22 protein-coding genes and 1 pseudogene are annotated in these 23,531 nt (G+C 65.9%); 20 read left to right on the top strand and 3 right to left on the bottom strand.

Translation table 11 applies throughout. The features are described from left to right. Positions 1-29: 29 nt before the first annotated feature. Together FIU91_RS13905 and FIU91_RS13900 are read right to left on the bottom strand one after the other, a co-directional pair. Positions 30-3,473: a pyruvate carboxylase gene (locus tag FIU91_RS13905; protein ID WP_152462930.1), complete on the bottom strand. Its 3,444-nt coding sequence runs from the start codon at positions 3,471-3,473 to the stop codon at positions 30-32. A 58-nt stretch (positions 3,474-3,531) separates the two neighbouring features. Next, entirely contained in the window at positions 3,532-4,680 is a 1,149-nt protein-coding gene (locus tag FIU91_RS13900) for an alpha-hydroxy acid oxidase (protein WP_172975013.1), read from the bottom strand. 193 nt (positions 4,681-4,873) lie between these two features. Between FIU91_RS13900 and FIU91_RS13895 the strand changes: the two genes are divergently transcribed. The 20 genes and pseudogenes from FIU91_RS13895 to FIU91_RS19805 all read left to right on the top strand — a co-directional run bounded on the left by FIU91_RS13895 (position 4,874) and on the right by FIU91_RS19805 (position 23,133). After that, complete coding sequence (locus FIU91_RS13895) at positions 4,874-7,252, top strand: ATP-dependent helicase (protein WP_152462928.1); 2,379 nt, start codon at positions 4,874-4,876, stop codon at positions 7,250-7,252. A gap of 92 nt (positions 7,253-7,344) precedes the next feature. Continuing rightward, the gene (locus FIU91_RS13890) at positions 7,345-9,129 is read left to right on the top strand and encodes an SLC13 family permease (RefSeq protein ID WP_152462927.1); all 1,785 of its coding nucleotides are present in this window, start codon (positions 7,345-7,347) and stop codon (positions 9,127-9,129) included. A 139-nt stretch (positions 9,130-9,268) separates the two neighbouring features. After that, positions 9,269-9,613, top strand: a complete 345-nt coding sequence (locus FIU91_RS13885) for a hypothetical protein (RefSeq protein WP_152462926.1) — start codon at positions 9,269-9,271, stop codon at positions 9,611-9,613. Positions 9,614-9,635: 22 nt separating this feature from the next. Beyond that, positions 9,636-10,877: a DNA-packaging protein gene (locus FIU91_RS13880; protein ID WP_152463741.1), complete on the top strand. Its 1,242-nt coding sequence runs from the start codon at positions 9,636-9,638 to the stop codon at positions 10,875-10,877. A gap of 150 nt (positions 10,878-11,027) precedes the next feature. Further along, the gene (locus FIU91_RS13875) at positions 11,028-12,212 is read left to right on the top strand and encodes a phage portal protein (RefSeq protein WP_152462925.1); all 1,185 of its coding nucleotides are present in this window, start codon (positions 11,028-11,030) and stop codon (positions 12,210-12,212) included. Further along, positions 12,205-12,432, top strand: a complete 228-nt coding sequence (locus FIU91_RS13870) for a hypothetical protein (protein WP_152462924.1) — start codon at positions 12,205-12,207, stop codon at positions 12,430-12,432. Before FIU91_RS13875 ends, FIU91_RS13870 begins: the two co-directional genes overlap by 8 nt. A 23-nt stretch (positions 12,433-12,455) precedes the next feature. Continuing rightward, positions 12,456-13,001 carry an HK97 family phage prohead protease gene (locus FIU91_RS13865; RefSeq protein ID WP_152462923.1) on the top strand — a complete coding sequence of 182 codons (546 nt, stop codon included), beginning with the start codon at positions 12,456-12,458 and terminating at the stop codon, positions 12,999-13,001. Between the two features lie 29 nt (positions 13,002-13,030). Next, positions 13,031-14,215 (top strand): phage major capsid protein, encoded by a 1,185-nt coding sequence (locus tag FIU91_RS13860; protein WP_152462922.1) that lies wholly within the window; start codon positions 13,031-13,033, stop codon positions 14,213-14,215. A 79-nt stretch (positions 14,216-14,294) separates the two neighbouring features. Continuing rightward, positions 14,295-14,888, top strand: coding sequence for a head-tail connector protein (locus FIU91_RS13855; RefSeq protein ID WP_152462921.1), 594 nt, complete (start codon positions 14,295-14,297; stop codon positions 14,886-14,888). After that, complete coding sequence (locus FIU91_RS13850; protein ID WP_152462920.1) at positions 14,885-15,223, top strand: head-tail adaptor protein; 339 nt, start codon at positions 14,885-14,887, stop codon at positions 15,221-15,223. Before FIU91_RS13855 ends, FIU91_RS13850 begins: the two co-directional genes overlap by 4 nt. Further along, complete coding sequence (locus tag FIU91_RS13845; RefSeq protein WP_152462919.1) at positions 15,220-15,636, top strand: DUF3168 domain-containing protein; 417 nt, start codon at positions 15,220-15,222, stop codon at positions 15,634-15,636. Before FIU91_RS13850 ends, FIU91_RS13845 begins: the two co-directional genes overlap by 4 nt. Positions 15,637-15,650: 14 nt before the next feature. After that, positions 15,651-16,070 carry a phage major tail protein, TP901-1 family gene (locus tag FIU91_RS13840; protein ID WP_093009435.1) on the top strand — a complete coding sequence of 140 codons (420 nt, stop codon included), beginning with the start codon at positions 15,651-15,653 and terminating at the stop codon, positions 16,068-16,070. A 3-nt stretch (positions 16,071-16,073) separates the two neighbouring features. Then, a complete protein-coding gene (locus FIU91_RS13835; protein ID WP_152462918.1) occupies positions 16,074-16,403 on the top strand; it encodes a gene transfer agent family protein in 330 nt (109 codons plus the stop codon). Then, positions 16,393-16,587 (top strand): rcc01693 family protein, encoded by a 195-nt coding sequence (locus tag FIU91_RS13830; protein ID WP_152462917.1) that lies wholly within the window; start codon positions 16,393-16,395, stop codon positions 16,585-16,587. The genes FIU91_RS13835 and FIU91_RS13830 overlap by 11 nt, the downstream gene beginning before the upstream one ends. Then, positions 16,584-17,237, top strand: a complete 654-nt coding sequence (locus FIU91_RS13825; RefSeq protein ID WP_152462916.1) for a phage tail tape measure protein — start codon at positions 16,584-16,586, stop codon at positions 17,235-17,237. Before FIU91_RS13830 ends, FIU91_RS13825 begins: the two co-directional genes overlap by 4 nt. A gap of 10 nt (positions 17,238-17,247) precedes the next feature. Beyond that, positions 17,248-17,880, top strand: coding sequence for a DUF2460 domain-containing protein (locus tag FIU91_RS13820; RefSeq protein WP_152462915.1), 633 nt, complete (start codon positions 17,248-17,250; stop codon positions 17,878-17,880). Continuing rightward, entirely contained in the window at positions 17,877-18,764 is an 888-nt protein-coding gene (locus FIU91_RS13815) for a DUF2163 domain-containing protein (protein WP_152462914.1), read from the top strand. The genes FIU91_RS13820 and FIU91_RS13815 overlap by 4 nt, the downstream gene beginning before the upstream one ends. After that, on the top strand, positions 18,761-19,228 hold the full coding sequence (locus FIU91_RS13810; protein WP_152462913.1) for an NlpC/P60 family protein: 468 nt from the start codon (positions 18,761-18,763) through the stop codon (positions 19,226-19,228). Before FIU91_RS13815 ends, FIU91_RS13810 begins: the two co-directional genes overlap by 4 nt. Further along, positions 19,228-21,372: pseudogene (locus FIU91_RS19810) on the top strand (glycoside hydrolase TIM-barrel-like domain-containing protein); the annotation flags it as partial. The gene FIU91_RS13810 and the pseudogene FIU91_RS19810, both read left to right, overlap by 1 nt. After that, positions 21,370-23,133 (top strand): phage tail protein, encoded by a 1,764-nt coding sequence (locus FIU91_RS19805; RefSeq protein ID WP_371418289.1) that lies wholly within the window; start codon positions 21,370-21,372, stop codon positions 23,131-23,133. The pseudogene FIU91_RS19810 and the gene FIU91_RS19805, both read left to right, overlap by 3 nt. Here the strand turns inward: FIU91_RS19805 and FIU91_RS13800 are convergent. Then, on the bottom strand, positions 23,130-23,465 hold the full coding sequence (locus FIU91_RS13800; RefSeq protein WP_152462912.1) for a TraR/DksA C4-type zinc finger protein: 336 nt from the start codon (positions 23,463-23,465) through the stop codon (positions 23,130-23,132). The two genes, FIU91_RS19805 and FIU91_RS13800, sit on opposite strands and share 4 nt — an antisense overlap. Positions 23,466-23,531 lie beyond the last annotated feature (66 nt).

Here is a 23,531-nt window from a genome sequence, read left to right as displayed (position 1 = left end):
CGTGTCTCCGCCTTCGAACCGGTCCTGCATCACTCGTACTCGACCAAGAGATCCTTGGCGTCGATCTGGGCGCCGGGGGTCGCGTTGACGGCCTTGATCTTGCCGTCCTGCTCGGCGTGGAGGCCCGTTTCCATCTTCATTGCCTCGATGGTGAGGAGCAGATCGCCTTTCTTGACCTCCTTGCCCGCCTCGACCGCGACCGAGGCCACAACGCCCGGCATCGGAGCGCCGACATGCTTTGGATTGCCCATTTCCGCCTTGGGCGCGGCTGCCTTGCCGCCCGTGGCCTTGCGGTCGGTCACGCGAACGGAGCGGGGCTGGCCATTCAATTCGAAGAAGACGCGGGCCTCGCCGTTTTCCTGCGTCTCGCCGACGGTGATGAGCCGGATCTCGAGCGTCTTGCCCGGATCGATTTCCGCCGTGATCTCCTCGCCCGGCTCCATGCCGTAGAAGAAGGTGCGCGTCGGCAGGGTGCGGACGGGGCCGTAGGTCTCGTGACGGGCGATATAGTCGGTGAAGACCTTGGGATACATCAGGTAGCCGCCGAGATCCTCGTCGTCGAATTCGACATCCTCGAACTTCTCGGCGAGCTCTTCGCGCTTTTTCTGGAGGTCCACCGGCTTGAGATGCTTGCCAGGACGATCCTTCAGCGGCTTCTCGCCCTTCAGAACCTTCTTCTGGATCTTGTCCGGGAAGCCGCCCGGAGGCTGGCCGAGATTGCCCTTCATCATGTCGATCACCGAGTCGGGGAAGGAGATATCCTTCTTCGGATCCTCGACATCGGCACGGCTGAGGCCCTGGCTGACCATCATCAGGGCCATGTCGCCAACGACCTTCGAGGAGGGCGTCACCTTCACGATATCGCCGAACATCTGGTTCACGTCGGCATAGGTCTTTGCGACCTCGTGCCAACGTTCTTCCAGACCCATCGAGCGCGCCTGCGCCTTGAGGTTGGTGAACTGCCCGCCGGGCATCTCGTGCAGGTAGACCTCGGAGGCCGGGGCCTGCTGGCCGGTTTCGAAGGCGGCGTACTGGCCGCGCACCCCTTCCCAGTAGTTCGAGATCTCGCGGATCGCATCGATATCGAGGCCGGTTTCACGATCTGTGAAGCGCGTGGCCTCGACGATGGAGCCGAGCGTCGGCTGCGAGGTATTGCCGGACAATGCGTCCATTGCCGCATCGACCGCGTCAACGCCGGCGTTGGCCGCGGCCATGACCGTCGCTATCGCCGCGCCGGAGGTGTCGTGGGTGTGGAAATGGATCGGCAAGCCGACCTCTTCCTTGAGGGCGGTGATGAGCGGCCCGGCTGCGGCAGGTTTCAGAAGGCCGGCCATGTCCTTGAGGCCGAGGACATGCGCGCCGGCGTCCTTCAGTTCCTTGCCCATCGCAACGTAATACTTGAGATCGTATTTCGCGCGGTCGGGATCGTTGATGTCCCCGGTATAGCAGATCGTGCCTTCGCAGACCTTCCCGGACTCGATCACCGCATCCATCGCGACACGCATGTTCTCAACCCAGTTCAGGCTGTCGAAGACGCGGAAGACATCGACGCCCGATGTTGCGGCCTGTTTGACGAAGAACTCAACCACGTTGTCGGGATAATTGGTGTAGCCCACGCCGTTCGAGGCACGCAGCAGCATCTGCGTCATCAGGTTCGGCATCTTTGCGCGAATGTCGCGCAGGCGCTGCCACGGGCATTCCTGCAGGAACCGGTAGGCGACGTCGAAGGTCGCGCCGCCCCAGCATTCGACCGAGAAGAGCTGCGGCAGGTTGGCGGCATAGGAGGGTGCCACCTTGATCATGTCGAGAGAGCGCATCCGCGTCGCCAGCAGCGACTGGTGCCCGTCGCGCATCGTCGTGTCGGTGATCAGAAGCTGTTTCTGCTCGGCCATCCAGTCGGCGACGGCTTGCGGGCCCTTCTCGTCGAGCAGGTTGCGCGTGCCGGGCGGAGGCGTCTCGAGGCGTGGCTTCGGCGGTTTGGCGGGCTTGAGGTCGGCGGCCGGGCGCACGCGGCCTTCGGTCTCGGGGTGCCCGTTCACCGTGATGTCCGCGATGTAGGTCAGCACCTTCGTGCCACGGTCCTTGCGCGGTTTGAAATCGAAGAGGTCCGGCGTCTCGTCGATGAACTTGGTCGTGTAGCGGTTGTTCAGGAAGGTCGGATGCTTGAGCAGGTTCTGCACGAAGTCGATATTCGTGCTGACGCCCCGGATGCGGAACTCGCGCAGCGCCCGGTCCATCCGTTTGATCGCCTTCTCGGGGGTCGGAGCCCAGGCCGTGACCTTCACGAGAAGCGAGTCGTAATAGCGGGTGATGACCCCGCCGGCGTAAGCGGTGCCGCCATCGAGACGGATGCCCATGCCCGTGGCCGAACGATAGGCGGAGATGCGGCCGTAATCGGGGATGAAGTTGTTCGTCGGATCCTCGGTCGTGATCCGCGTCTGCAAGGCGTGGCCGTTCAGGGAGATGTCATACTGGCTGGCCTTTCCGGTCGCTTCGGAGAGGCTCTTGCCCTCGGCGATCATGATCTGCGCCTGCACGATGTCGATGCCGGTGACTTCCTCGGTCACCGTGTGCTCCACCTGAACGCGCGGGTTCACCTCGATGAAGTAGAAATTGCCGGTTTCCATATCCATCAGGAACTCGACGGTGCCGGCGCATTCGTAATTCACATGGGCGCAGATCTTGCGGCCAAGCTCGCAGAGCTCTTCGCGTTGCGCGTCCGAGAGATACGGAGCGGGCGCGCGTTCGACGACCTTCTGGTTGCGGCGCTGGACCGAGCAATCCCGCTCGAAGAGGTGGTAGATGTTGCCTTCCTTGTCGCCGAGGATCTGCACCTCGACGTGGCGGGCGCGGGTGATCATCTTCTCGAGATATCCCTCGCCATTGCCGAAGGCGGCTTCGGCCTCGCGGCGGCCTTCCTTGACCTTGTCCTCGAGCTCGTCGGCCGAGAGGATCGGACGCATCCCGCGCCCGCCGCCGCCCCAGGAGGCCTTGAGCATCAGCGGATAGCCGATCTCGTCGGCCTGAGCGCGGGTTTTCTTCATATCGTCGTCGAGCACGTCCGACGCGGGGATCACCGGAACGCCCGCCTCGATCGCAACGCGGCGCGCAGAGGCCTTGTCGCCGAGCGCTCGCATCGTCTCCGCGCGCGGTCCGATGAAGGTGATGCCCGCCTCGTCGCAGGCGTCGACGAAATCGGGGTTCTCGGACAGGAGGCCGTAACCTGGGTGAATAGCGTCCGCGCCCGATTCCTTCGCGACGCGGATGATCTCTTCTATCGAGAGATAGGCTTGGACGGGTCCAAGCCCTTCACCGATACGATAGGCCTCGTCGGCCTTGAAACGGTGCAGGCCCAGCTTGTCCTCCTCGGCGAAGATCGCGACGGTGCGTTTGCCCATCTCGTTGGCGGCGCGCATGATCCGAATGGCGATCTCGCCGCGGTTCGCGATGAGGATTTTCTGGAAATCGGGCATGAAAGGTCCTCGGTCCGAGAGTGTGTTGTCTATGTGTTAGGCAAGTCGAGGAACATCCTCAACGTGTAGCGATAGGTAAGCTGCCGCCGCGAAGGTCCAGAGGGCGCGAAACGCCCAGTTGGCCCAGATTTGCGGCAAGGTCCGCCGTGAGGATGTGATGAAGATGGGCAGGGCCCTCCGCGCCGAGAGCCGCAAGCGCATAATGCCATGCGCGGCCAAGCATGACGAAATCCGCGCCGAGCGCGATGGCCCGCAGGATATCGAGCCCGCCCTCGATGCCGCTGTCGAAGATCAGCGGCAGATCGGTGGCGGCGCGAATGCCCGGTAAGACCTCGATCGTCGGCGGGGCGGCGTCGAACTGGCGGCCCGCGTGATTCGACACCCAGATCGCATCGACACCTTCAGCTTCGAGCCGGCTCGCATCCTCTTGGCGCAGAACGCCCTTCACGATGAGCGGCCCCTGCCAATGTTCACGCAGCCATTTCAGATAGTCCCAGCCTGGCGAGGTCCGCAGAAGGTAGCCCACATGCGCGGTCGACGAGAGGTTCTGGCTTGAGCTGGTATAGCGGTCGAGCGTCTCCATCCGGGGCAGGGAGCCGCGGCGGGCCATCGCGAGTGCCCAGGCCGGGCGCAGCGCGGTTTGCGCCAGAAGGCGTGGCGTCAGCCGCGGCGGCTGCGTCAGCCCGCCCTTGAGCTGGCGTTCTCGGCGCGAGGCGACAGGCACGTCGGCCGTCAGAACGAGCGTCGAGAAGCCGGACTCCTTCACGCGGGCGAGGAGATCCTTGCGAATCTCGGGATCGCGCGGGGGGTAAAGCTGGTACCATCCGCGCCCGCCCGTCTCGGGGCCGACGGCTTCGGGCGTCGTCGCCGCGACGCTGGACAGGCCATAGGGGATGCCCGCCTTGTGCCCGTGCGCGGCAAGGAGCCGTTCCGCATGCGGCCAGAAAAGTCCGGACATACCCAGGGGCGAGATGCCGAACGGCGCGCTCCAGTCTTCGCCGAGAAAGGTGGTGGAGAGGTCGGTCTCGATCTCGCCGTGCAGGATCGAGGGCAGGAAGCGGATATCGTCGAGCGCGCGGCGATTGGCGGCTTGGGTTATTTCGCGCCCCGTGGCGCTGTCGAGATAATCCCAGACAAAGCGCGGCAGCCGGCGTTTCGCGCGGTCACGCAGGTCGGAGATGGCGGGGTAACGGGCGTCGAGCGACATGGGCCAGATAAGAAGGTGCGAGGGCAGGATTGTCCAGCCGCCTTGCGAGCTTCAACGAAAGCCGGGGGCGCTGCCCCCGGACCCCCGCGGGTATTTGTGCCAACCCAAATCAGGGAAGGGTCGCGGATTGGTGTGAAGAACATTTTGCGAACGCCGCTTTATCTCCGCTGCGTCGTCCGCTATTTTCTCACACATGAGCAGTTTTGACGAAATGGATGCCTTCGAAGGGGCCTCGCTGTCGGCACGGGCCATGCAATCGCGCGGCGCGCCCTATCTCGACGGGCTGAACCCCGCGCAGCGCGAAGCCGTGGAGACGCTGGACGGCCCCGTTCTGATGCTGGCTGGCGCCGGTACCGGGAAGACGCGGGCGCTCACGGCGCGGATCGTGCATCTTCTGAACACTGGCCGCGCGCGCCCGAACGAGATCCTCGCCGTCACCTTCACGAACAAGGCCGCGCGCGAAATGAAGAGCCGGGTCGGCGGTATGCTGGGTCAGGCGATCGAAGGGATGCCGTGGCTTGGCACCTTCCATTCGATCTGCGTGAAGCTTTTGCGCCGGCATGCGGAACTGGTGGATCTGAAGTCGAACTTCACCATTCTCGACACCGATGACCAGGTGCGGCTGATGAAACAGCTCATCCTTGCGCGGAACATCGACGAGAAGCGCTGGCCCGCCCGGCAACTCGCCGGAATCATCGATGGATGGAAGAACCGCGCGATCTCTCCGGACAAGGTGCCGGCGGGCGATGCCGGCGCGTTCAACCACGAAGGCCCCGCGCTCTACGCGGAATACGAGGCGCGCCTGCGCGAGCTGAACGCTGTCGATTTCGGCGATCTTCTTTTGCATATGGTCACGATCTTCCAGACCCACGAGGACGTGCTCGCGCAGTATCAACGCTGGTTCCGTTACATCCTCGTGGACGAATACCAAGATACGAACGTTGCGCAGTATCTCTGGCTCAGGCTGCTGGCGGGGGGGCACAAGAACATCTGCTGCGTCGGCGATGACGACCAGTCGATCTATGGCTGGCGCGGCGCGGAGGTCGGTAACATCCTGCGCTTCGAGAAGGACTTTCCGGGCGCGCATGTGGTCCGGCTCGAACAGAACTACCGCTCGACACCGCATATCCTGGCCGCCGCCTCGGGGGTGATCGCGGGCAACCAGGGACGGCTCGGTAAGGAGCTCTGGACCGAGGCGGAGGACGGCGAGAAGGTGCGCCTCATCGGTCATTGGGACGGCGACGAAGAGGCGCGCTGGGTCGGCGAGGAAGTCGAGGCGATGCAGAAGGGCACGCGCGGGATGCGTGCCTTCTCCCTCGACGATATGGCGATCCTCGTGCGGGCCTCCCACCAGATGCGTGCCTTCGAAGACCGCTTCCTGACGATCGGGCTGCCCTATCGCGTCATCGGCGGGCCGCGCTTCTACGAGCGGATGGAGATCCGCGACGCGATGGCCTATTTCCGCCTCGTCACCAGCCCCGAGGACGATCTCGCGTTCGAGCGGATCGTGAACACGCCCAAGCGCGGGCTCGGCGACAAGGCGCAGCAGACGATCCAGCAGATCGCGCGCAGCCACGGCGTGCCGCTCATCGAAGGCGCGCGCCTTGCGGTCGAGGATGGCGCGATCAAGGGCAAGGGCGGCGCGGCCCTGAAAGTGCTGGTCGAGGATCTGGCGCGCTGGAGCCGGATGACCGGAGATGCGGATCTGAGCCACATGGAACTGGCCGAGATCGTGCTCGACGAATCGGGCTACACGGGCATGTGGCAAAACGACAAGACGCCCGAAGCTCCGGGACGGCTCGAGAACCTCAAGGAACTCGTCAAGGCGCTTGAAGGCTTCGAGAATCTGCAAGGATTTCTCGAGCATGTCAGCCTCGTGATGGACAACGAATCCGATGATGGCGGCGCGAAAATCTCGATCATGACACTGCACGCGGCGAAGGGCCTCGAATTTCCCGCCGTCTTCCTTCCAGGCTGGGAAGATGGTCTGTTCCCCTCGCAGCGCTCGATGGACGAGTCGGGCTTAAAAGGGCTCGAGGAGGAGCGGCGGCTCGCCTATGTCGGCATCACGCGGTCCGAGGAGGTTTGCACGATCTCCTTCGCGGGCAACCGTCGTGTCTTTGGCCAATGGCAGAGCCAGATGCCCTCGCGTTTCATCGATGAGCTGCCCGAAGCGCATGTGGAGGTGCTGACGCCGCCGGGCCTTTACGGGGGCGGCTACGGCGCCGCGGGGATGGCGGCCAGCGCCTCGCCCGAGATCATGGCGAACGCGCAGAGCGATCTGCACGAACGCGCGAGCCGTGCCGACGTTTATAACAGCCCCGGCTGGAGGCGGTTGCAATCGCGCTCGCAGGAACGGCCCCTGAGCCAACCGCGGGAAAGCCGGAACCAGGTGATCGACCTCGATGCAACCTCGTCCTACGTCATGGGCGAGCGCGTCTTTCATCAGAAATTCGGCTACGGCGAGATCACCGGCATTGAAGGGGACAAGTTGGAAGTGGCCTTCGAGAAGGCGGGCACCAAGAAGGTCGTCTCCCGTTTCGTCTGCGCCGCCGACGACGTGCCCTTCTAGGCGCAGCTGCCCGCGGCGGAGGTAGCGCTTGTGGCGCTAAGCGGGCCTCTGCAATATGCGCCGACGCCCCCACGAACCAGCAGCGAGCCGCAATGGAAATTTTCACCTTCAGCCAGGATGTTGCGGCCTATATCACGCTCGCCGTGATTGCCGGCATGTTCGTGCTCTTCGTGACCGAGCTTTATCCGGTGGAGGTGGTGGCGCTGGGCGGCGTCGCGGTTCTTCTGGTGTTGGGTGCGCTGCCGTACGACTCGGCGCTCGAAGTGCTGTCGAACCCTGCGCCCTGGACCATCGCCGCGATGTTCGTCGTGATGGGGGCGCTCGTGCGGACGGGGGCACTCGAAGCCTTCACGAACTTCGCGCAGGCCAAGGCGGAGAAACGCCCGAAAGTCGCGTTCCTGGCGATCATGACGGTCGTTGTCCTCGCCTCGGCCGTCATGAACAACACGCCGGTCGTGGTGGTCATGCTGCCGATCTTCGTGCAGCTCTCGCGTACCCTGGGGCAGGCGCCGTCGCGGCTTTTGATCCCGCTCAGCTATGCTGCGATCCTTGGCGGCACGCTGACCCTGATCGGCACATCCACGAACCTTCTTGTCGATGGCGTCGCGCGCAGTCGCGGGCTCGAGCCGTTCTCGATCTTCGAAATCACGCCGCTCGCGGCGGTCCTTGTCGTGGTCGGGATGGTCTTCCTCTACTTCTTCGGGCCGGTGCTGCTACCCGAACGGTCGAGTATGGCGGGGATGCTGCAGGATCGCAGCCGCATGAAATTCTTTACCGAGGCCGTGATCCCGCCGGATTCGAACCTGATCGGTCGGGATGTGCTCAGTGTGCAGCTCTTCAAACGCGAAGGCGTGCGGCTCATCGACGTCATCCGGGGCGATCAGTCGCTGCGGCGCAACCTGGACGACGTGCAATTGCAGCTTGGTGACCGGGTGGTGCTGCGAACCCAGATGACCGAGCTTTTGAGCCTGCAGCGCAACAAGTCGCTGAAACGGGTGGATCAGGTGTCCTCAGTCGAGACCACCACCGTCGAGGTTCTGATCACGCCGGGCTGCAAGATGGTCGGACGTTCCCTCGGGGCATTGCGTCTTCGTCGGCGCTTCGGGGTCTATCCGCTGGCAGTGCATCGGCGGAACCAGAATATCGGGCGGCAGCTCGACGATCTCGTCGTGCGGGTCGGGGACACGCTTCTGCTCGAAGGGACGCCTGAAGACATCAAGCGGCTGGCTGACGAGATGGCGCTCGTTGATGTCGCGCAGCCCTCGGCGCGGGCGTTCCGGCGCGGCCATGCACCGATCGCGCTTGCGTCGCTGGCCGGGATCGTCATACTTGCCGCGCTTGGCATCGCACCGATCCTCGCGCTTGCAGTGATCGCGGTCGCCGTCGTGCTTCTGACGCGCTGTATCGATGCGGACGAGGCGTTCTCCTTCGTCGAAGGACAGCTCCTCGCTCTGATCTTCGCCATGCTGGCTGTCGGTGCCGCACTCGATGAGACCGGGGCTGTCGAAATGGTGGCGGGCTGGGTCGCGCCATGGATGTCGGACCTGAGCGGGATGTGGATCATACTCGCGGTCTTCCTGCTGACGTCCATCCTCACCGAGCTTGTCTCCAACAACGCGGTCGCGGTGGTGATGACGCCGATCGCGATCTCGCTGGCCTCGGCGCTCGGCATCGACCCGCGCCCGCTGGTCGTGGCGGTCATGGTGGCGGCCTCCTGCGCGTTCGCGACCCCGATCGGCTATCAGACGAATACGCTGGTCTATGGTCCGGGCGGCTACCAGTTCACGGATTTCATCAAGATCGGTGTTCCGATGAACGCTCTCATGGCGATCGTCTCGTCGCTTCTGATCCCTCTGATCTGGCCGTTGACACCCTGACAACCTCTGTTGCCAGCCGGTAAAGCGCGGCGGTCTTACCGCGTGCTGAAGGATTCTCGTGAATTTTGCCAGTCTCGGGGGCGCTTCTTGTGACCGGCCTCCGAGCGATACCGTGCAACAAGACGAGGCAGAGACACGCATGAGCCTTATCGAACCGACGCTGCGAGACGCGGCGCTCGAGGAGGAACGCGAAGAGTTCCGGGAGACGCTCGCCGAGCTGCGACTGGCGCTCAGAGACCTGAAGGAAAAGGTCCGGGCCGGAGAGATGACCAAGGAGGACAAGACGAACGGCAAGCGGCTTCTGGACGAGGCCCGCTACTGGCTGAAGGCACTCAGAGAAACGGAGGCGGAACTTGTCAGGATCGAACGCGAGAAAGCAGGAATTTCAGGGGCCTGGGGGCTCGATCTCGACCAGAGCCGCGAGGCCGTTCGCTGCCGGTTGGCGAAACTGCCGAGATGCGGATGCGCGGGCGGCGGCACTTGAAGGGCTCGATCCCGGTTCCGAGATCGCGTTGCCGTATCTCTTCGATCTCTGGGCGCTGCCGCATCAGCTGCCGCCCGAGGGTCACTGGCGATCCTGGGTCATTCTGGGCGGCCGTGGCGCGGGAAAGACCCGCGCCGGGGCTGAGTGGGTGCGCGGTCAGGTCGAGGGCGCTCGGCCCAAAGATACGGGGCGCTGCCGGCGCATCGCGCTTCTGGGTGAGACCTTCGATCAGGTGCGCGAGGTGATGGTCTTCGGTGACAGCGGGATCATGGCCTGCTGCCCGCCCGACCGGCGACCCGTCTGGCAAGCCACGCGGTCCTGCCTCGTCTGGCCGAATGGCGCAGAGGCAATGGCCTTCTCGGCGCAATCGCCCGAGGCGCTGCGCGGGCCGCAATTCGACGGAGCCTGGGCGGATGAGCTCGCAAAATGGGCGAAGGCGCAGGATGTCTGGGACATGCTGCAATTCGGCCTGCGCCTTGGCGACCTGCCGCAGGTCTGCGTGACCACGACCCCGCGCAACCAGCCGACGTTGAAGGCGCTTCTGGCGCGGCCCTCCACGGTCGTCACCCATGCCGCGACGGAGGCGAACCGGGCGAACCTTGCCGCCTCCTTTCTCGAGGAGATGTCCGCGCGCTACGCGGGCACGCGCCTTGGCAGGCAGGAACTTGACGGGGTGCTGATGGAGGATGTGCCCGGCGCGCTCTGGAACCCGGCAATGCTGGAGGCTGGACGGCAGGAGGAGGCGCCCTCGATGGTACGCGTCGTCGTGGCGGTCGATCCGCCCGCGACGGGGTCCAAGACCTCGGATGCTTGCGGCATCGTCGCAGCCGGTCTCACTGCCGACGGGCGGGCGGTGGTGCTGGAGGATGCCAGCGTCCAGGGCGTCAGCCCGACGGGCTGGGCCGAGGCCGCCATCGCGGCGATGACGCGTTGGGGTGCGGAGCGCATGGTGGCGGAGGTGAACCAGGGCGGTGACATGGTCGAGGCAGTGCTGCGCTCCGTCGATCCGGATCTTCCGCTCCGGAAGGTTCACGCCTCGCGGGGCAAATCCGCAAGGGCCGAACCTGTGGCGGCGCTCTATGAGCAGGGTCGGGTGCGGCATCTCAAGGGGCTCGATCTGCTGGAAGACGAGATGTGCCGCATGACGTTGTCGGGCTATGCGGGGCAGGGTTCACCGGACCGGATCGATGCGCTGGTCTGGGCGCTGACGGAGCTCTGCCTGCAGAAAACCGGGCGCGCGCGGCCGGCTCTGCGATGCCTCTAACTGACTGAGAGAGGGCGGTGTTGCGCGGTTTCCCCTGAACCGCGCGGCACCGTCAATCCGCGTTAACCGTTTGGCGACCAATCTGTTTCCACGCCGAGAGAGCACCGCTCGCAGCGGCAGGAATGGAAACGGGACACGAGGTCGGGCGAAATGGTCGTCAGCATCTTCCGCAGGAAAAACGAGACGCCCGCGATCGAGGCGAAGGCGTCGGCCACAGGACCGGTCGTCGCCTATGCGACTTCTGGACGGATCGCCTGGTCGCCGCGCGACACCGTCTCGCTCACCAAGACCGGCTTTGCGGGCAATCCCATCGGCTTCCGCGCAGTCAAACTCATCGCCGAGGCGGCCGCCGCTCTGCCCCTCGTGTTGCAGGATGCCGAGATGCGCTACGAGTCGCATCCCGCGCTCACCCTCCTGGCTCGTCCGAACCCGGCGCAGGGGCGGGCGGAACTCTTCGAGGCCCTCTTCGGCCAGCTGCTTCTCGCAGGGGATGCCTATGTCGAGGCGGTCGCGGACGAAGAAGGGCTGCCGTTCGAGTTGCATGTGCTGCGCTCTGACCGGATGCGGCTCCTACCCGGTGCCGATGGCTGGCCGGTCGCCTACGACTACACGGTCGGGGCCAGGACCCACCGGTTCGCGGTCGGCGCCGGTCCAAGCCCGATCTGTCATCTGAAATCCTTTCATCCGCAGGACGATCACTACGGACTTTCGCCCATGCAGGCGGCGGCTCAGGCGATGGATGTGCACAACGCCGCCTCGCGCTGGTCGAAGGGGCTGCTCGACAATGCCGCGCGGCCCTCGGGCGCCATCGTCTTCTCGGGTGGCGACGGGGCGGGCACGCTCAGCCCCGAGCAATATGACCGGCTCGTCTCCGAAATGGAGAGCTATCACATGGGCGCGCGCAATGCCGGACGGCCGATGCTGCTCGAGGGCGGGCTCGACTGGAAGCCAATGGGCTTTTCGCCGTCGGATATGGAATTCCACAAATCCAAAGAAGCGGCTGCGCGCGAGATCGCTGTTGCCTTCGGAGTGCCGCCAATGCTGCTAGGCATCCCCGGCGAGGCCACGTTCGCCAATTACCAGGAGGCGCACCGCGCGTTTTATCGCCTGACGGTACTGCCGCTTGCGACCCGCGTCGCGGCCAGCCTCGGAGCGTGGCTGTCGGGCTTCGCCGGGCAGGACTTCGTGCTCAAACCCGATCTCGACCAGGTGCCCGCCCTTGCTGCCGAGCGCGACCAGCAATGGCAGCGCGTGGCCGCGGCGGATTTCCTGTCGCCCGCCGAAAAGCGCCGCCTGCTGGGCCTGCCGCCGCTTGCGGAGGCGGGGGATGATTGAGGGACGGATCGCGCCCGAGAGCTTCGAATGTGCGCCTGGGCTGAAGCTAGCGGCCCATGAGCGGCTCTCGAAGCTGCAGGTCGACACGCTGACCCAGCGGCTCGACCGGATCGAGAGCCTGATCGAGCGGCTCGAACGCCGACTCTGGCTTGCCGTCTATGGGGTCGTGGCCGCGATCCTGCTGCAAGGCGCGGTCGACCTGATGAACCTGGTGCCGTGATGCACCGAACGAAAGGAAGCCCGATGATCGAGCTGGAACACAAACTTTGCCGCTTCTCGACGAGCGTGACCGTCGATGACGGGCTCGAGATCGAGGGCTATGCCTCGCGCTTCGGGGCCTGCGACCAGGGCGGCGATATCGTCGCGAAAGGGGCCTACGCTGCCTCGCTGGCGCGCATGGCGCGGGAAGGACGGGCGGTGAAGATGCTTTGGCAGCACGACCCCGCTCAGCCCATCGGGATCTGGAGCGAGGTGCGGGAAGACGGGATCGGCCTTCACGTGAAAGGCCGCCTTCTGCGCGGAGTGGCGCGCGCCGAGGAGGCGGCGGAGCTGCTGCGGGCGGGCGCGATCGACGGGCTGTCGATCGGCTACCGCACGCTCCGGGCCACCAAGAACGACAAGGGCCAGCGGGTCCTTACCGAACTGGAGCTCTGGGAGGTGTCGCTTGTCACCTTCCCGATGCTTCCCAGTGCGCGGATCGCGGGCAAGGGGGATGATCCCCTCGCCGCGGATTGGCGCGAATTGGCGGAGACGTTGACGCGGCTTCGTTGCGACATGGCGGGCGGCTGACGCGCGCTTCACTGAACGGGATCAGAGTGATGACGACAACCGAGACGACCTCTCGGGCCGGAGAAGATGTGTCTCCGGTCGCCCGGGTCGGGGCCGCGATGGCGGGCCTCGTGGGGGACATCAGGGCCATGCAGGCCGAACTGCACCAGAAACTAGACGCACAGGAAGAGCGATTGACCATGCTGGACAGAAAATCCGCCATCCGCGCCGCACGGCCGGCTCTGGCCGCCACGACCGAGACCGGAGCCCCGCATCAGAAGGCGTTCACCGCCTATCTTCGCAGCGGCGACGACGATGCGCTCCGGGGACTCGAGCTTGAAGGCAAGGCGCTGTCGACGGCGGTCAATTCGGATGGCGGCTATCTCGTCGATCCGCAGACTTCCGAAACGATCGCCTCGGTGCTGGCGGGGGCGGGGTCGATCCGCTCGGTCGCCAATGTCGTGAATGTGGAGGCGACCTCCTTCGACGTGCTCATCGACCGTAACGATGTGGGCGCGGGCTGGGCCAACGAGACGAGCGCCACCAGCGAGACCGGCACGCCGACGATCGAGCGGATCTCCATCCCTCTTTTCGAACTGAACGCGATGCCGAAAGCGTCACAGCGGCTTCTCGACGATGCGGCCTTCGACGTGGAGACCTGGCTCGCAGGCCGGATCGCCGACAAGTTCTCCCGTGCCGAGGCCGCGGCCTTCGTCTCCGGCGACGGCGTGGACAAGCCCAAGGGCTTTCTTGGCCATCCGCAGGTTGAAAACGAGACATGGGCCTGGGGCAGCCTCGGCTATGTCGCAAGCGGCATTGCGGGCGATATCGGAGACGGCGATGCGCTGATCGAGCTGGTCTACGCCCTTGGCGCGGACTACCGCGCGAAGGCGGCGTTCGTGATGAACTCCAAGACCGCAGGCGCTCTGCGAAAGCTCAAGGATGCGGACGGACGGCACCTTTGGTCGGACGGGTTCGCCAGCGCCGAGCCTGCGCGCCTTTTGGGCTACCGCGTCGTGATCGCCGAGGACATGCCCGATATCGGCGCGGATGCGACCCCCATCGCTTTCGGTGATTTCGGCGCAGGTTATACGATCGCCGAGCGCCCGGACCTGCGCGTTCTGCGCGATCCGTTCAGCGCCAAGCCGCATGTCCTGTTCTACGCGACCAAGCGCGTCGGCGGCGACGTGTCGGACTTCGCGGCGATCAAACTCCTGCGCTGCGCGGCGAGCTGACCCAGAGACGTGCGGGCGGCGGGACGTGCCGCCGCCCGACCCCAAAGCGCGGCTTCCCGCGCCAATGAGAAGAAGACCGATGATGCTGACCGAAGAGACACTCGTGCCCGAGGCGGCCTTGCCCGTCGACTCGCTGAAACAGCACCTCCGAATGGGGTCGGGCTTTGGCGAAGACGATCTGCAGGATGCGGTTCTCGGATCGTTCTTGCGCGCAGCCATCGCCGCCATCGAGGGGCGGACGGCGAAAGCGCTGATCGCGCGTCAGTTCCTGCAGATCGTGCAGGGATGGACGCGACCCGATGCCCAGACCTTCGCAATCGCGCCCGTCCGCTCCGTCGAGAGCGTGTCGCTGGTCGACCGCTTCGGGGCGGCCAGCCCGGTTGCGCCCTCGGCGTATCGGCTCGTCCGCGATGCCCAGGCGCCGACCCTTCGTGCGCTCGCCACAAGCCTGCCCGCCATACCCGAAGGTGGTGCGGCCGAGCTGAGGTTCGTCGCGGGCTTCGCAGAGGCCTTCGATGACCTGCCGCCGGACCTGTCGCAAGCCGTGCTGATGCTTGCCGCGCATTTCTACGATCACCGTGAAGACACCGGACTCGCGGCGGGATGCATGCCCTTTGGCGTCACCAGCCTTCTCAGCCGCTACCGCCCGATGCGAATGGGATTTTCCGCATGACGGCCCCGCGTCTCAATAGAAAGCTCGTTCTGGAGCGCAAGACCGAGCTGCCCGACGGCGCGGGCGGGCGGTCGGAGGCGTGGCATGCGGTCGGCACGCTCTGGGGCGAGATGACGCCCCGCGCCGGCCGCGAGGTCCAGGGGGAGGGCGGCGCGCTGACGCGGTCGGGCATCCGCATCATCGTACGCGCGGCGCCTAACGGATCTCCCGGCCGTCCGCGCGTCCGGGACCGGTTCGCGAGCGGTACGCGCCGGTTCGACATCCTCGCCGTGCAAGAGGACGGGCCTGCTGCGCGGTACTTGATCTGTACCGCCGAAGAGAGGGCAAGCGCATGAGCTACGCCATTTCCGAAGCGCTGCAAGAGGCGATCTTTACGCGCCTAGCCGCCGATCCCGCGCTCACCGCCGAGGTCGGAAGCCATATCTACGACGCGCTGCCGGCGGGGCCGATACCGGGCCTCTACGTCTCGCTCGGGCCCGAGAAAGTTCGCGCGGCATCGGATGCCAGCGCGGATGGAGCCTGGCACGACATCTCGGTGATCGTCGTGACCGATGCGGGCGGGTTCCGCCAAGCGAAACGCGCCGCGGTGGCGCTGTCCGATGCGCTCGAAGGAGCGGACCTGACGCTCGCGCGGGGGCGCCTCACCAGCCTCAGGTTCCTGCGGGCCGAGGCCCGGCACCGAAGCGGCGGGCTCCGGCGGATCGAGATGATCTTCCGTGCCCGCGTCGACGACGACCAATCCCAGTAACGGAGTGTAGCGACATGACCGCTCAGAACGGCAAGGACCTTCTCATCAAGCTCGACCTGACCGGGGACGGGCAGTTCCATACAATGGCGGGCCTGCGCGCGACGCGGATCGCCTTCAACGCCGAGCAGGTGGACGTGACCTCGCTCGAAAGCGAAGGGGGATGGCGCGAGCTTCTGGCAGGCGCAGGCGTCCGCAGCGCGGCGATCTCGGGCTCGGGTGTCTTTCGCGATGCCGATACCGACGAGCGCGCGCGACAGATTTTCTTCGGCTCCGAAACGCCGGCATTCCAAGTGGTGATCCCCGATTTCGGGACAGTCACCGGCCCGTTCCAGGTCACCGGCCTTGAATATGCCGGCACCCATGACGGCGAGGCGACCTACGAGGTCTCGATGGCTTCGGCGGGTGCGCTCTCGTTCGTCGCGCAAGCGAGCTGATCCATGACGAATCCCTGGCGCGGTGAAGTGGAGATCGTGATCGACGGGGCGCCGCGAGCGATGCGGCTGACCCTGGGCGCGCTCGCGGAGCTCGAGGCGAGCCTTGGCGAAGACACGCTCGTCGCGCTTGTGGAGCGGTTCGAGACAGGGCGCTTTTCCTCGCGCGACGTGCTGGCGCTGATCGTCGCGGGGCTCCGTGGCGGGGGCTGGCAAGGACGCGCGGGCGATCTGATGCAGGCCGAGATCGCGGGCGGGCCGGTGGCAGCCGCCAAAGCGGCGGCGCTTCTTCTGGCACGGGCGTTCGGCCCGGTGGAGGCCGCCGATGCGGTTTGACTGGCCGGGCCTCATGCGCGCGGGCTTCCAGGGTCTGCGGCTGCCGCCCGAGGCGTTCTGGTCGCTCACACCGGCCGAGCTTCGGCTGATGCTGGGCGAGGGCCGGGGGCCGCGCCCGATGGGGCGCGCGCGGCTCGATGAATTGATGGCGAACTTTCCCGACGATGAAGGGGCCAAGAGATGACAGATCCAGAAAAGCTCGAGGCCGAGATCGACGCGCTCGATGCCGCGCTCTCGGGCGCGACCGGCATGGCCGCGAGCTTCAACGCCGAGATGAAGCGCATCCACGAGACGTTCTCGGAGACGGGCGGCGGCGTGCGGCGGCTCCAGAAGGCGCTGTCCACGGGGCTGTCCTCGGCCATCGACGGCGTGATCCTCGACGGGATGAGCCTGACACAGGCGCTAAACGAGGTCGCGCAGGCGATGATCGACACCGCCTACAAGGCAGCGATCGATCCGGTCGCCGACTATCTGGGCGGGCTGGTGTCTGCCGGCGTGAATTCCGTCTTCGGTCAATACTCCCCGTTCGAAAAGGGGGCTGGCTTCGCGCAGGGCCGGGTGATGCCTTTCGCCACGGGCGGCATCGTCACCGGACCCACGACCTTTCCGATGCGGGGCGGCACCGGGCTCATGGGTGAGGCCGGGCCAGAAGCAATCATGCCGCTCGCACGCGGACCTGACGGCAAACTCGGGGTGAGGGCGGGAGGCGGCGGGCAAGCCGTCAACATCACCATGAACATCACGACGCCCGATGTGCAGGGCTTCGAACGCAGCCAGAGCCAGATCGCCGCGCGCATGGCGCGGATGATCGGGCAGGGCGGCCGCAACCGCTGAGGAGACAGGCATGGATTTTCACGATGTCAGATTTCCCGCCCGGCTGAGCTTCGGCTCGATGGGCGGGCCGGAGCGTCGCACCGAGATCGTCGCGCTCGCGAACGGGCATGAAGAGCGCAACACGCCCTGGGCGCATTCGCGCAGGCGCTACGATGCGGGCGTCGGCCTCAGATCGCTCGACGATATCGCGGAACTCGTCGCCTTCTACGAGGCCCGGCGCGGCGAGATGTTCGGATTTCGCTGGAAGGACTGGGCGGATTTCAAATCCTGCGTCCCATCCCGCGAGGTGCATTTCGAGGACCAGGTGATCGGCATCGGAGATGGCGAGACGACGCTGTTTCACCTCGTGAAGACCTATCGCTCGGGCGGGGCGGAGTATCATCGCCCCATCGCGAAACCTGTTGCGGGCAGCGTGCGGATCGGGCTGCACGATACCGAGCAGGTTCAGGGCACCGATTACGAGATCGATCTTGCGGCGGGGCGCGTCACATTCGCCGAGCCGCCTGTGGACGGCATCGCCGTTACAGCGGGGTTCGAGTTCGACGTGCCGGTGCGCTTTGCCACCTCGCGGATCGTGACCAGCGTCGCGAGTGTCCAGGCAGGTGAGGTGCCGGACGTGCCAGTGGTTGAGGTCCGGATATGAGCGCTGAGGCGGAGGCCCTGCACGCTCATCTGTCAACGGGTTCCACCAGCGTCGTGCGCTGCTGGGAAGTGATCCGCACGGACGGAGTGCGCCTTGGTTTCACCGACCATGACCTCGATCTGGTCTTCGACGGGCTGACGTTCCGCGCCGAAAGCGGGCTGACCGCGCGGGCGCTCGAACAGGGCACGGGGCTCGCCGTCGACAATTCCGAGGCGATGGGCGCGCTGTCGAGCGCCGCCATCTCGGACGCGGATATCGAGGCGGGACGCTATGACGGCGCAGAGGTCGTGGCCTGGCTTGTCAATTGGCAGGACGTGGCCGCGCGGCAGATCCTGTTCCGCGGCCATATCGGTGAGATCCAGCGCGGCAAAGGCGCGTTCCGCGCGGAGCTTCGCGGCCTGTCGGACCTGCTCAACCGTCCGATCGGACGCATCTTCCAGCGGCCCTGCACGGCGGTACTCGGCGACCGGACCTGCGGTGTGGATCTCTCTGCGCCGGGGCTGTTCTGGGATGGCACCGCGCTGGCCGTTGTCGAGGCGCGGCAATTCTCGCTCCCTGAGCTAACGGGCGTGCCTGAGGGCTGGTTCTCGCGCGGACGGCTCGACGTTCTTTCCGGCAGCGGCGCGGGGCTTTCCGGCTGGATCAAGCGCGACGCGATCACCGAGGCCGGCCGTGAGATCTCGCTTTGGGAACCTTTGCGCGCCGAGATCGCGCCGGGTGACGCGCTGCGCGTGACGGCGGGATGCGACAAGAGGATGGAGACCTGCAAGGGCAAGTTCGATAACCTCCTAAATTACCAGGGATTTCTGGATATTCCCGGAGACGATTGGCTGATCGTGCACCCTGCCAACGCATCGGATACCTCTGGGGGCAGCCGGAGATGAGCGGCGCGGACAGGATCGTTGCCGCAGCGCGGGGCTGGATCGGCACCCCCTATCGCCACCAGGCGTCACATCCGGGCGCGGGCTGCGATTGCCTCGGGCTTGTGCGCGGTGTCTGGCGCGAGATCGCAGGAGCCGAGCCGGAAGTCGCGCCGGCCTATAGCCGCGATTGGGCAGAGCCTCAGGGGCAGGAGGCCCTCTGGGAGGCGGCGCGGCGGCATCTGATCGCGCGCCATTTTCATGCCGCGCTTCGGCCGGGCGAGATCCTGCTTTTCCGGATGCGCGAGGGCGCGGTTGCCAAGCATCTCGGCATTCTCTCCGTAGCCGGTTCCGCCCCACGCTTCATCCACGCCTATTCCGGGCACGGCGTGATCGAGTCGCAGCTCACGCGGCCGTGGTCGCGCCGCATCGTCGCGCGCTTCGCCTTTCCTTTCGCCTTCCCGACCACAGATGAGGAGATCTCCTGATGGCCACGATCCTTCTCTCCGCTGCCGGTGCCGCGTTTGGCGGCTCTGTCGGAGGATCCTTGCTCGGGCTCTCGATGGTTGCATGGGGCCGGTTTGCCGGCGCCGCGCTCGGGCGCGCTATCGATCAGAGCCTGATGGGCAAGGGCGCCGAGGCCGTAGAGACCGGCCGGATCGAACGCTTCCATCTTGCCAATTCCGGCGAGGGTCGCGCGATCCCCCGGCTTTATGGCAGGGCGCGGCTCGGCGGACAGGTGATCTGGGCGAGCCATTTCACGGAAACCACGACGAACGAGGGCGGGGACGGGGGAAAGGGTGCGCCCGCGACGCCCGAGATCACGACCTACCATTACTCGGTGAACCTTGCCCTGGCGCTTTGCGAAGGCGAGATCGCGGGCGTCACGCGGATCTGGGCGGACGGTGTCGAGATATCGATGAACGATCTGCAGATCCGGGTCTATCCCGGCTCACAGGATCAGATGCCCGACCCCAAGATGGAAGCGATCGAAGGCACGGGCGCGGTGCCCGCCTATCGCGGCACGGCCTATGTCGTGATCGAGGACTTCAAGCTCGAGGATTTCGGAAACCGTGTCCCGCAATTGTCGTTCGAAGTTCTGAAACCGAACCTTGCAGCCGATGACATGCCGCAGCTTTTGCGCGGCGTCGCCTTGCTGCCGGGATCGGGCGAATACACGCTCGCGACGAGCAAGCAATATTACGGTGGATCGGGCGGCGGTTCATCCTCGGCGATCAACGTCAATACGGCATCCGAGGTCGCAGATATTGTCCAATCGCTGACCGCGCTCGAGGATCAGGCCCCCAATTGCGACGCGGTCTCATTGGTGGTGAGCTGGTTCGGCGACGATCTGCGCTGCGGGCAATGCCAATTGCGCCCCAAGGTCGAACAGAAAGAGCATGACGCGGGCGGCATGGCCTGGAGCGTGTCGGGGCTGAACCGCGCCAGCGCCGTCCCGGTGCCGCGCATAGAGGAAAAGCCGGTCTACGGCGGCACGCCCGCCGACCGTTCCGTGATCGAGGCGATCATGCGGATGCGCGAGAGCGGCAAGCGCGTGATGTTCTACCCGTTCATCCTGATGGAGCAGCTCGCCGGGAACGGCAAAGCCGACCCGTACGGCCGCGACGAGCAGCCGCCATTGCCGTGGCGGGGCCGGATCACCTTGAACCGCGCGCCGGGTCAGAACGGAAGCCATGACGGCACACTTGCCGCGCGGGCCGAGGTCGCCGCGTTCGTCGGCACCGCCCGCGCCGCCGATTTCCACGTCTCGGGGCAGAGCGTCAGCTATTCCGGCCCAGCGGAGTGGAGCTTTTCGCGCTTCATCCTGCACTATGCCGCGCTCTGCAAAGCGGCTGGAGGGGTCGAATCCTTCTGTATCGGCTCGGAGCTGCGCGGGCTGACGCAGATCCGCGACAACGCCGGTTTTCCATTTGTCGAAGCACTGCGCGATCTCGCGGGCGAGGTGCGAACGATCCTCGGGTCGGAGGTGAAGCTCGGTTATGCCGCCGACTGGTCGGAATATTTCGGCTATCGCCCCGACGACGGCTCAGGCGATCACTACTTCCATCTCGATCCGCTTTGGGCCGCGCCCGAGATCGACTTCGTCGGGATCGACAATTACATGCCGCTCTCCGATTGGCGGGACGGCGTGGACCACGCCGATGCCGGCGCGGGCCGGGTCCATCACCTCAGCTACCTCGACGCCAATATCGAAGGCGGGGAAGGATTCGACTGGTATTACTCCAGTCCCGAAGCCATCGCCGCGCAGCGCCGCACGCCGATCCGCGACACCGCCTACGGCGAGGATTGGGTCTTCCGCTACAAGGATCTCGCGAATTGGTGGGGCCAGAGCCACCACAACCGCATCGGCGGTATCCGGCAGGACCAGCCCACCGAATGGATCGCGTAATCGAAGCCGATCTGGTTCACGGAGCTCGGATGCCCGGCCGTCGACAAAGGCACCAATCAGCCGAACGTGTTCCTCGACGCGAAATCCTCCGAAAGCGCCTTGCCGCGGGCATCGTCCGGTGCGCCCGACGAGGATATCCAGCGGCAATATCTGCGCGCGATGCACCTTCATTGGACGGATCCAAGACACAACCCTGTCTCGGCCATCTACGAGGGGCCGATGGTCGATATGGATCACGCCTTCGTCTGGGCCTGGGACGCTCGGCCCTTCCCGTGGTTCCCGTCGCTTACCGAGGTCTGGTCGGACGGGCCGAACTACCGGCGCGGACACTGGATCACCGGGCGGCTTTCCTCGCAGCGGCTCGGATGCGTCGTGGCCGATATTTGCACGCGGTCAGGCGTGACGGCATTCGACGTGAGCGATCTCGTCGGCATGGTGCGGGGCTATGTCATTCCCGATGTGGGCGATGCGCGGCAAGCGCTCCAGCCCCTGATGCTGACCTACGGGTTCGATGCGGTAGAGCGCGAAGGCACTCTCGTCTTCCTCATGCGCGAGGGGCGCCGGGCGGTGCCGCTCGACCCCGAAGCGCTGGCTGAACACGACGAGATCGAGGGCACGCTCGCGCAGACCCGCGCGTCCGAGGCGGCGATGTCGGGGCGCGTGCGTCTTTCCTTCCATGAAGCCGAGGGGGATCATGACACCGTTTCCGAAGAGGCAGTCCTGCCGGATGACCGTACCCATGCTGTCGCCGCGAGCGAGGTCGCGCTGAGCCTCACCCGCGCCGAAGGGTGTCAGATCGTGGAGCGTTGGCTCGCCGAGGCGCGGCTCGCCCGCGACACACTGAGTTTCGCGCTGCCGCCATCGGCGCTTTCGGTGAGGGCAGGCGACGTGGTGACGCTACCCGGGGCGGGCGGCGAGATACGCGCGCGCATCGACCGGGTGGAGATCACCGATCGCCAGCTTGTCGAAGCGGTGCGGATCGAGGACGACATCTATGCCGCTTCCGCTATGGAGGATAGCCCTGCATCCCTGTCCCCCTACGTGGCCGCGACGCCTGTGACGTCGCTCTTCATGGACCTGCCCCTGCTGACCGGCGACGAGGTGCCCCACGCGCCGCACTTCGCCGCACACGCCGCGCCCTGGCCGGGCCCCGTCGCGATCTACGCGGCCCCGAGCGATTCCGATTACCGCGTGAACGGCGTCTTCCCGCGCCGCGCGATCATGGGCGTGACCGAAAGCCCGCTACTTCGCGCGCCCGTGGGTCGGTTCGATCACGGCCCCGCATTGCAGGTACGGCTCTGGTCCGGAGCCTTGCAATCGGTCTCGGATACCGCGCTCTTCGCGGGCGCGAACGCATTTGCCATCGGCGACGGATCGCCGGGAAACTGGGAAGTCTTCCAGGCGCGCGACGTGCAGATGTTGTCCGCAGGTCGCTGGCTTCTCTCCGCGCGGCTTCGCGGGCAGGCGGGCAGCGACGGCGTGATGCCGGATCTCTGGCCGGAGGGCTCCTACATCGTGCGGCTCGATTCCGCGCCCGAGCAGATCGCGATGACGTCGGCGCAGCGGCGTCAGGAGATGCATTTGCGGGTCGGCCCGGCCTCCCGACCCGTCGACGATCCAACCTATACTTACGCCGTTCATGCGTTCGAGGGGATCGGTCTGCGCCCTTACGCGCCGGTGCATCTTCGCGCGGAAGAGACCGGTGACGCGATCACTCTCAGCTGGATCCGGCGCACGCGCATCGACGGTGACGACTGGTCGGTGCCCGAAGTGCCTCTCGGTGAGGAGCGAGAGGCCTACCGCGTCATGGTCACGCGCGGACAGCAAATCCTACGGGAGGCCGAGACCGCGACGCCGCGCTGGGCTTATGATGCCGCCGCACGCGCTGCCGATCTCGCAGGCGGTCCGGTGATCGTCTCGGTCGCGCAGCTTTCGGCGCGCTTCGGGCCGGGGCCCGCGGCTCGGATCGAGATCGCCGGCTAGCGCGCACAGGAGATGCAACGCCGCGCGGTCGGGTCGAGCTCGAGCCGCTTGACCGCAATCTCTTCGCCGCAATCCTCGCAATACCCGAACTCGCCTTCGTCGATCCGGGCGAGCGCATCCTTGAGGCCGCGCTTGGCGATATCGCGCCGGGCCTGCGTCGCCTTGGCCATCGCCTGCGATTGCAACGCATCCTGTCTGCTGAGCCGACCGACCGCCTGCTGGTCGAGCTCGACCGCCCTCTGCCCGTCGCGGCCGAGCCGGTCCTCCTCGTCGAGAGCCGCGAGGCGCGTCTCGATCAAGGCGCGGAACCGTTCGGGATCAGCTTCGGTCACGGCGATGTTCCTCCTCGAAGCGCTTGGCGTTTCTCCTTCTCGAGACTATCTGCTAATCTCGTGCCC

Origin of the sequence: Roseivivax sp. THAF30 (genome assembly GCF_009363575.1) — a bacterium.
In the GTDB taxonomy this organism is placed as follows: domain Bacteria; phylum Pseudomonadota; class Alphaproteobacteria; order Rhodobacterales; family Rhodobacteraceae; genus Roseivivax; species Roseivivax halotolerans.
Note: the sequence above shows the minus strand (reverse complement) of the source record. Positions and strands in the feature narration are given on the sequence as shown.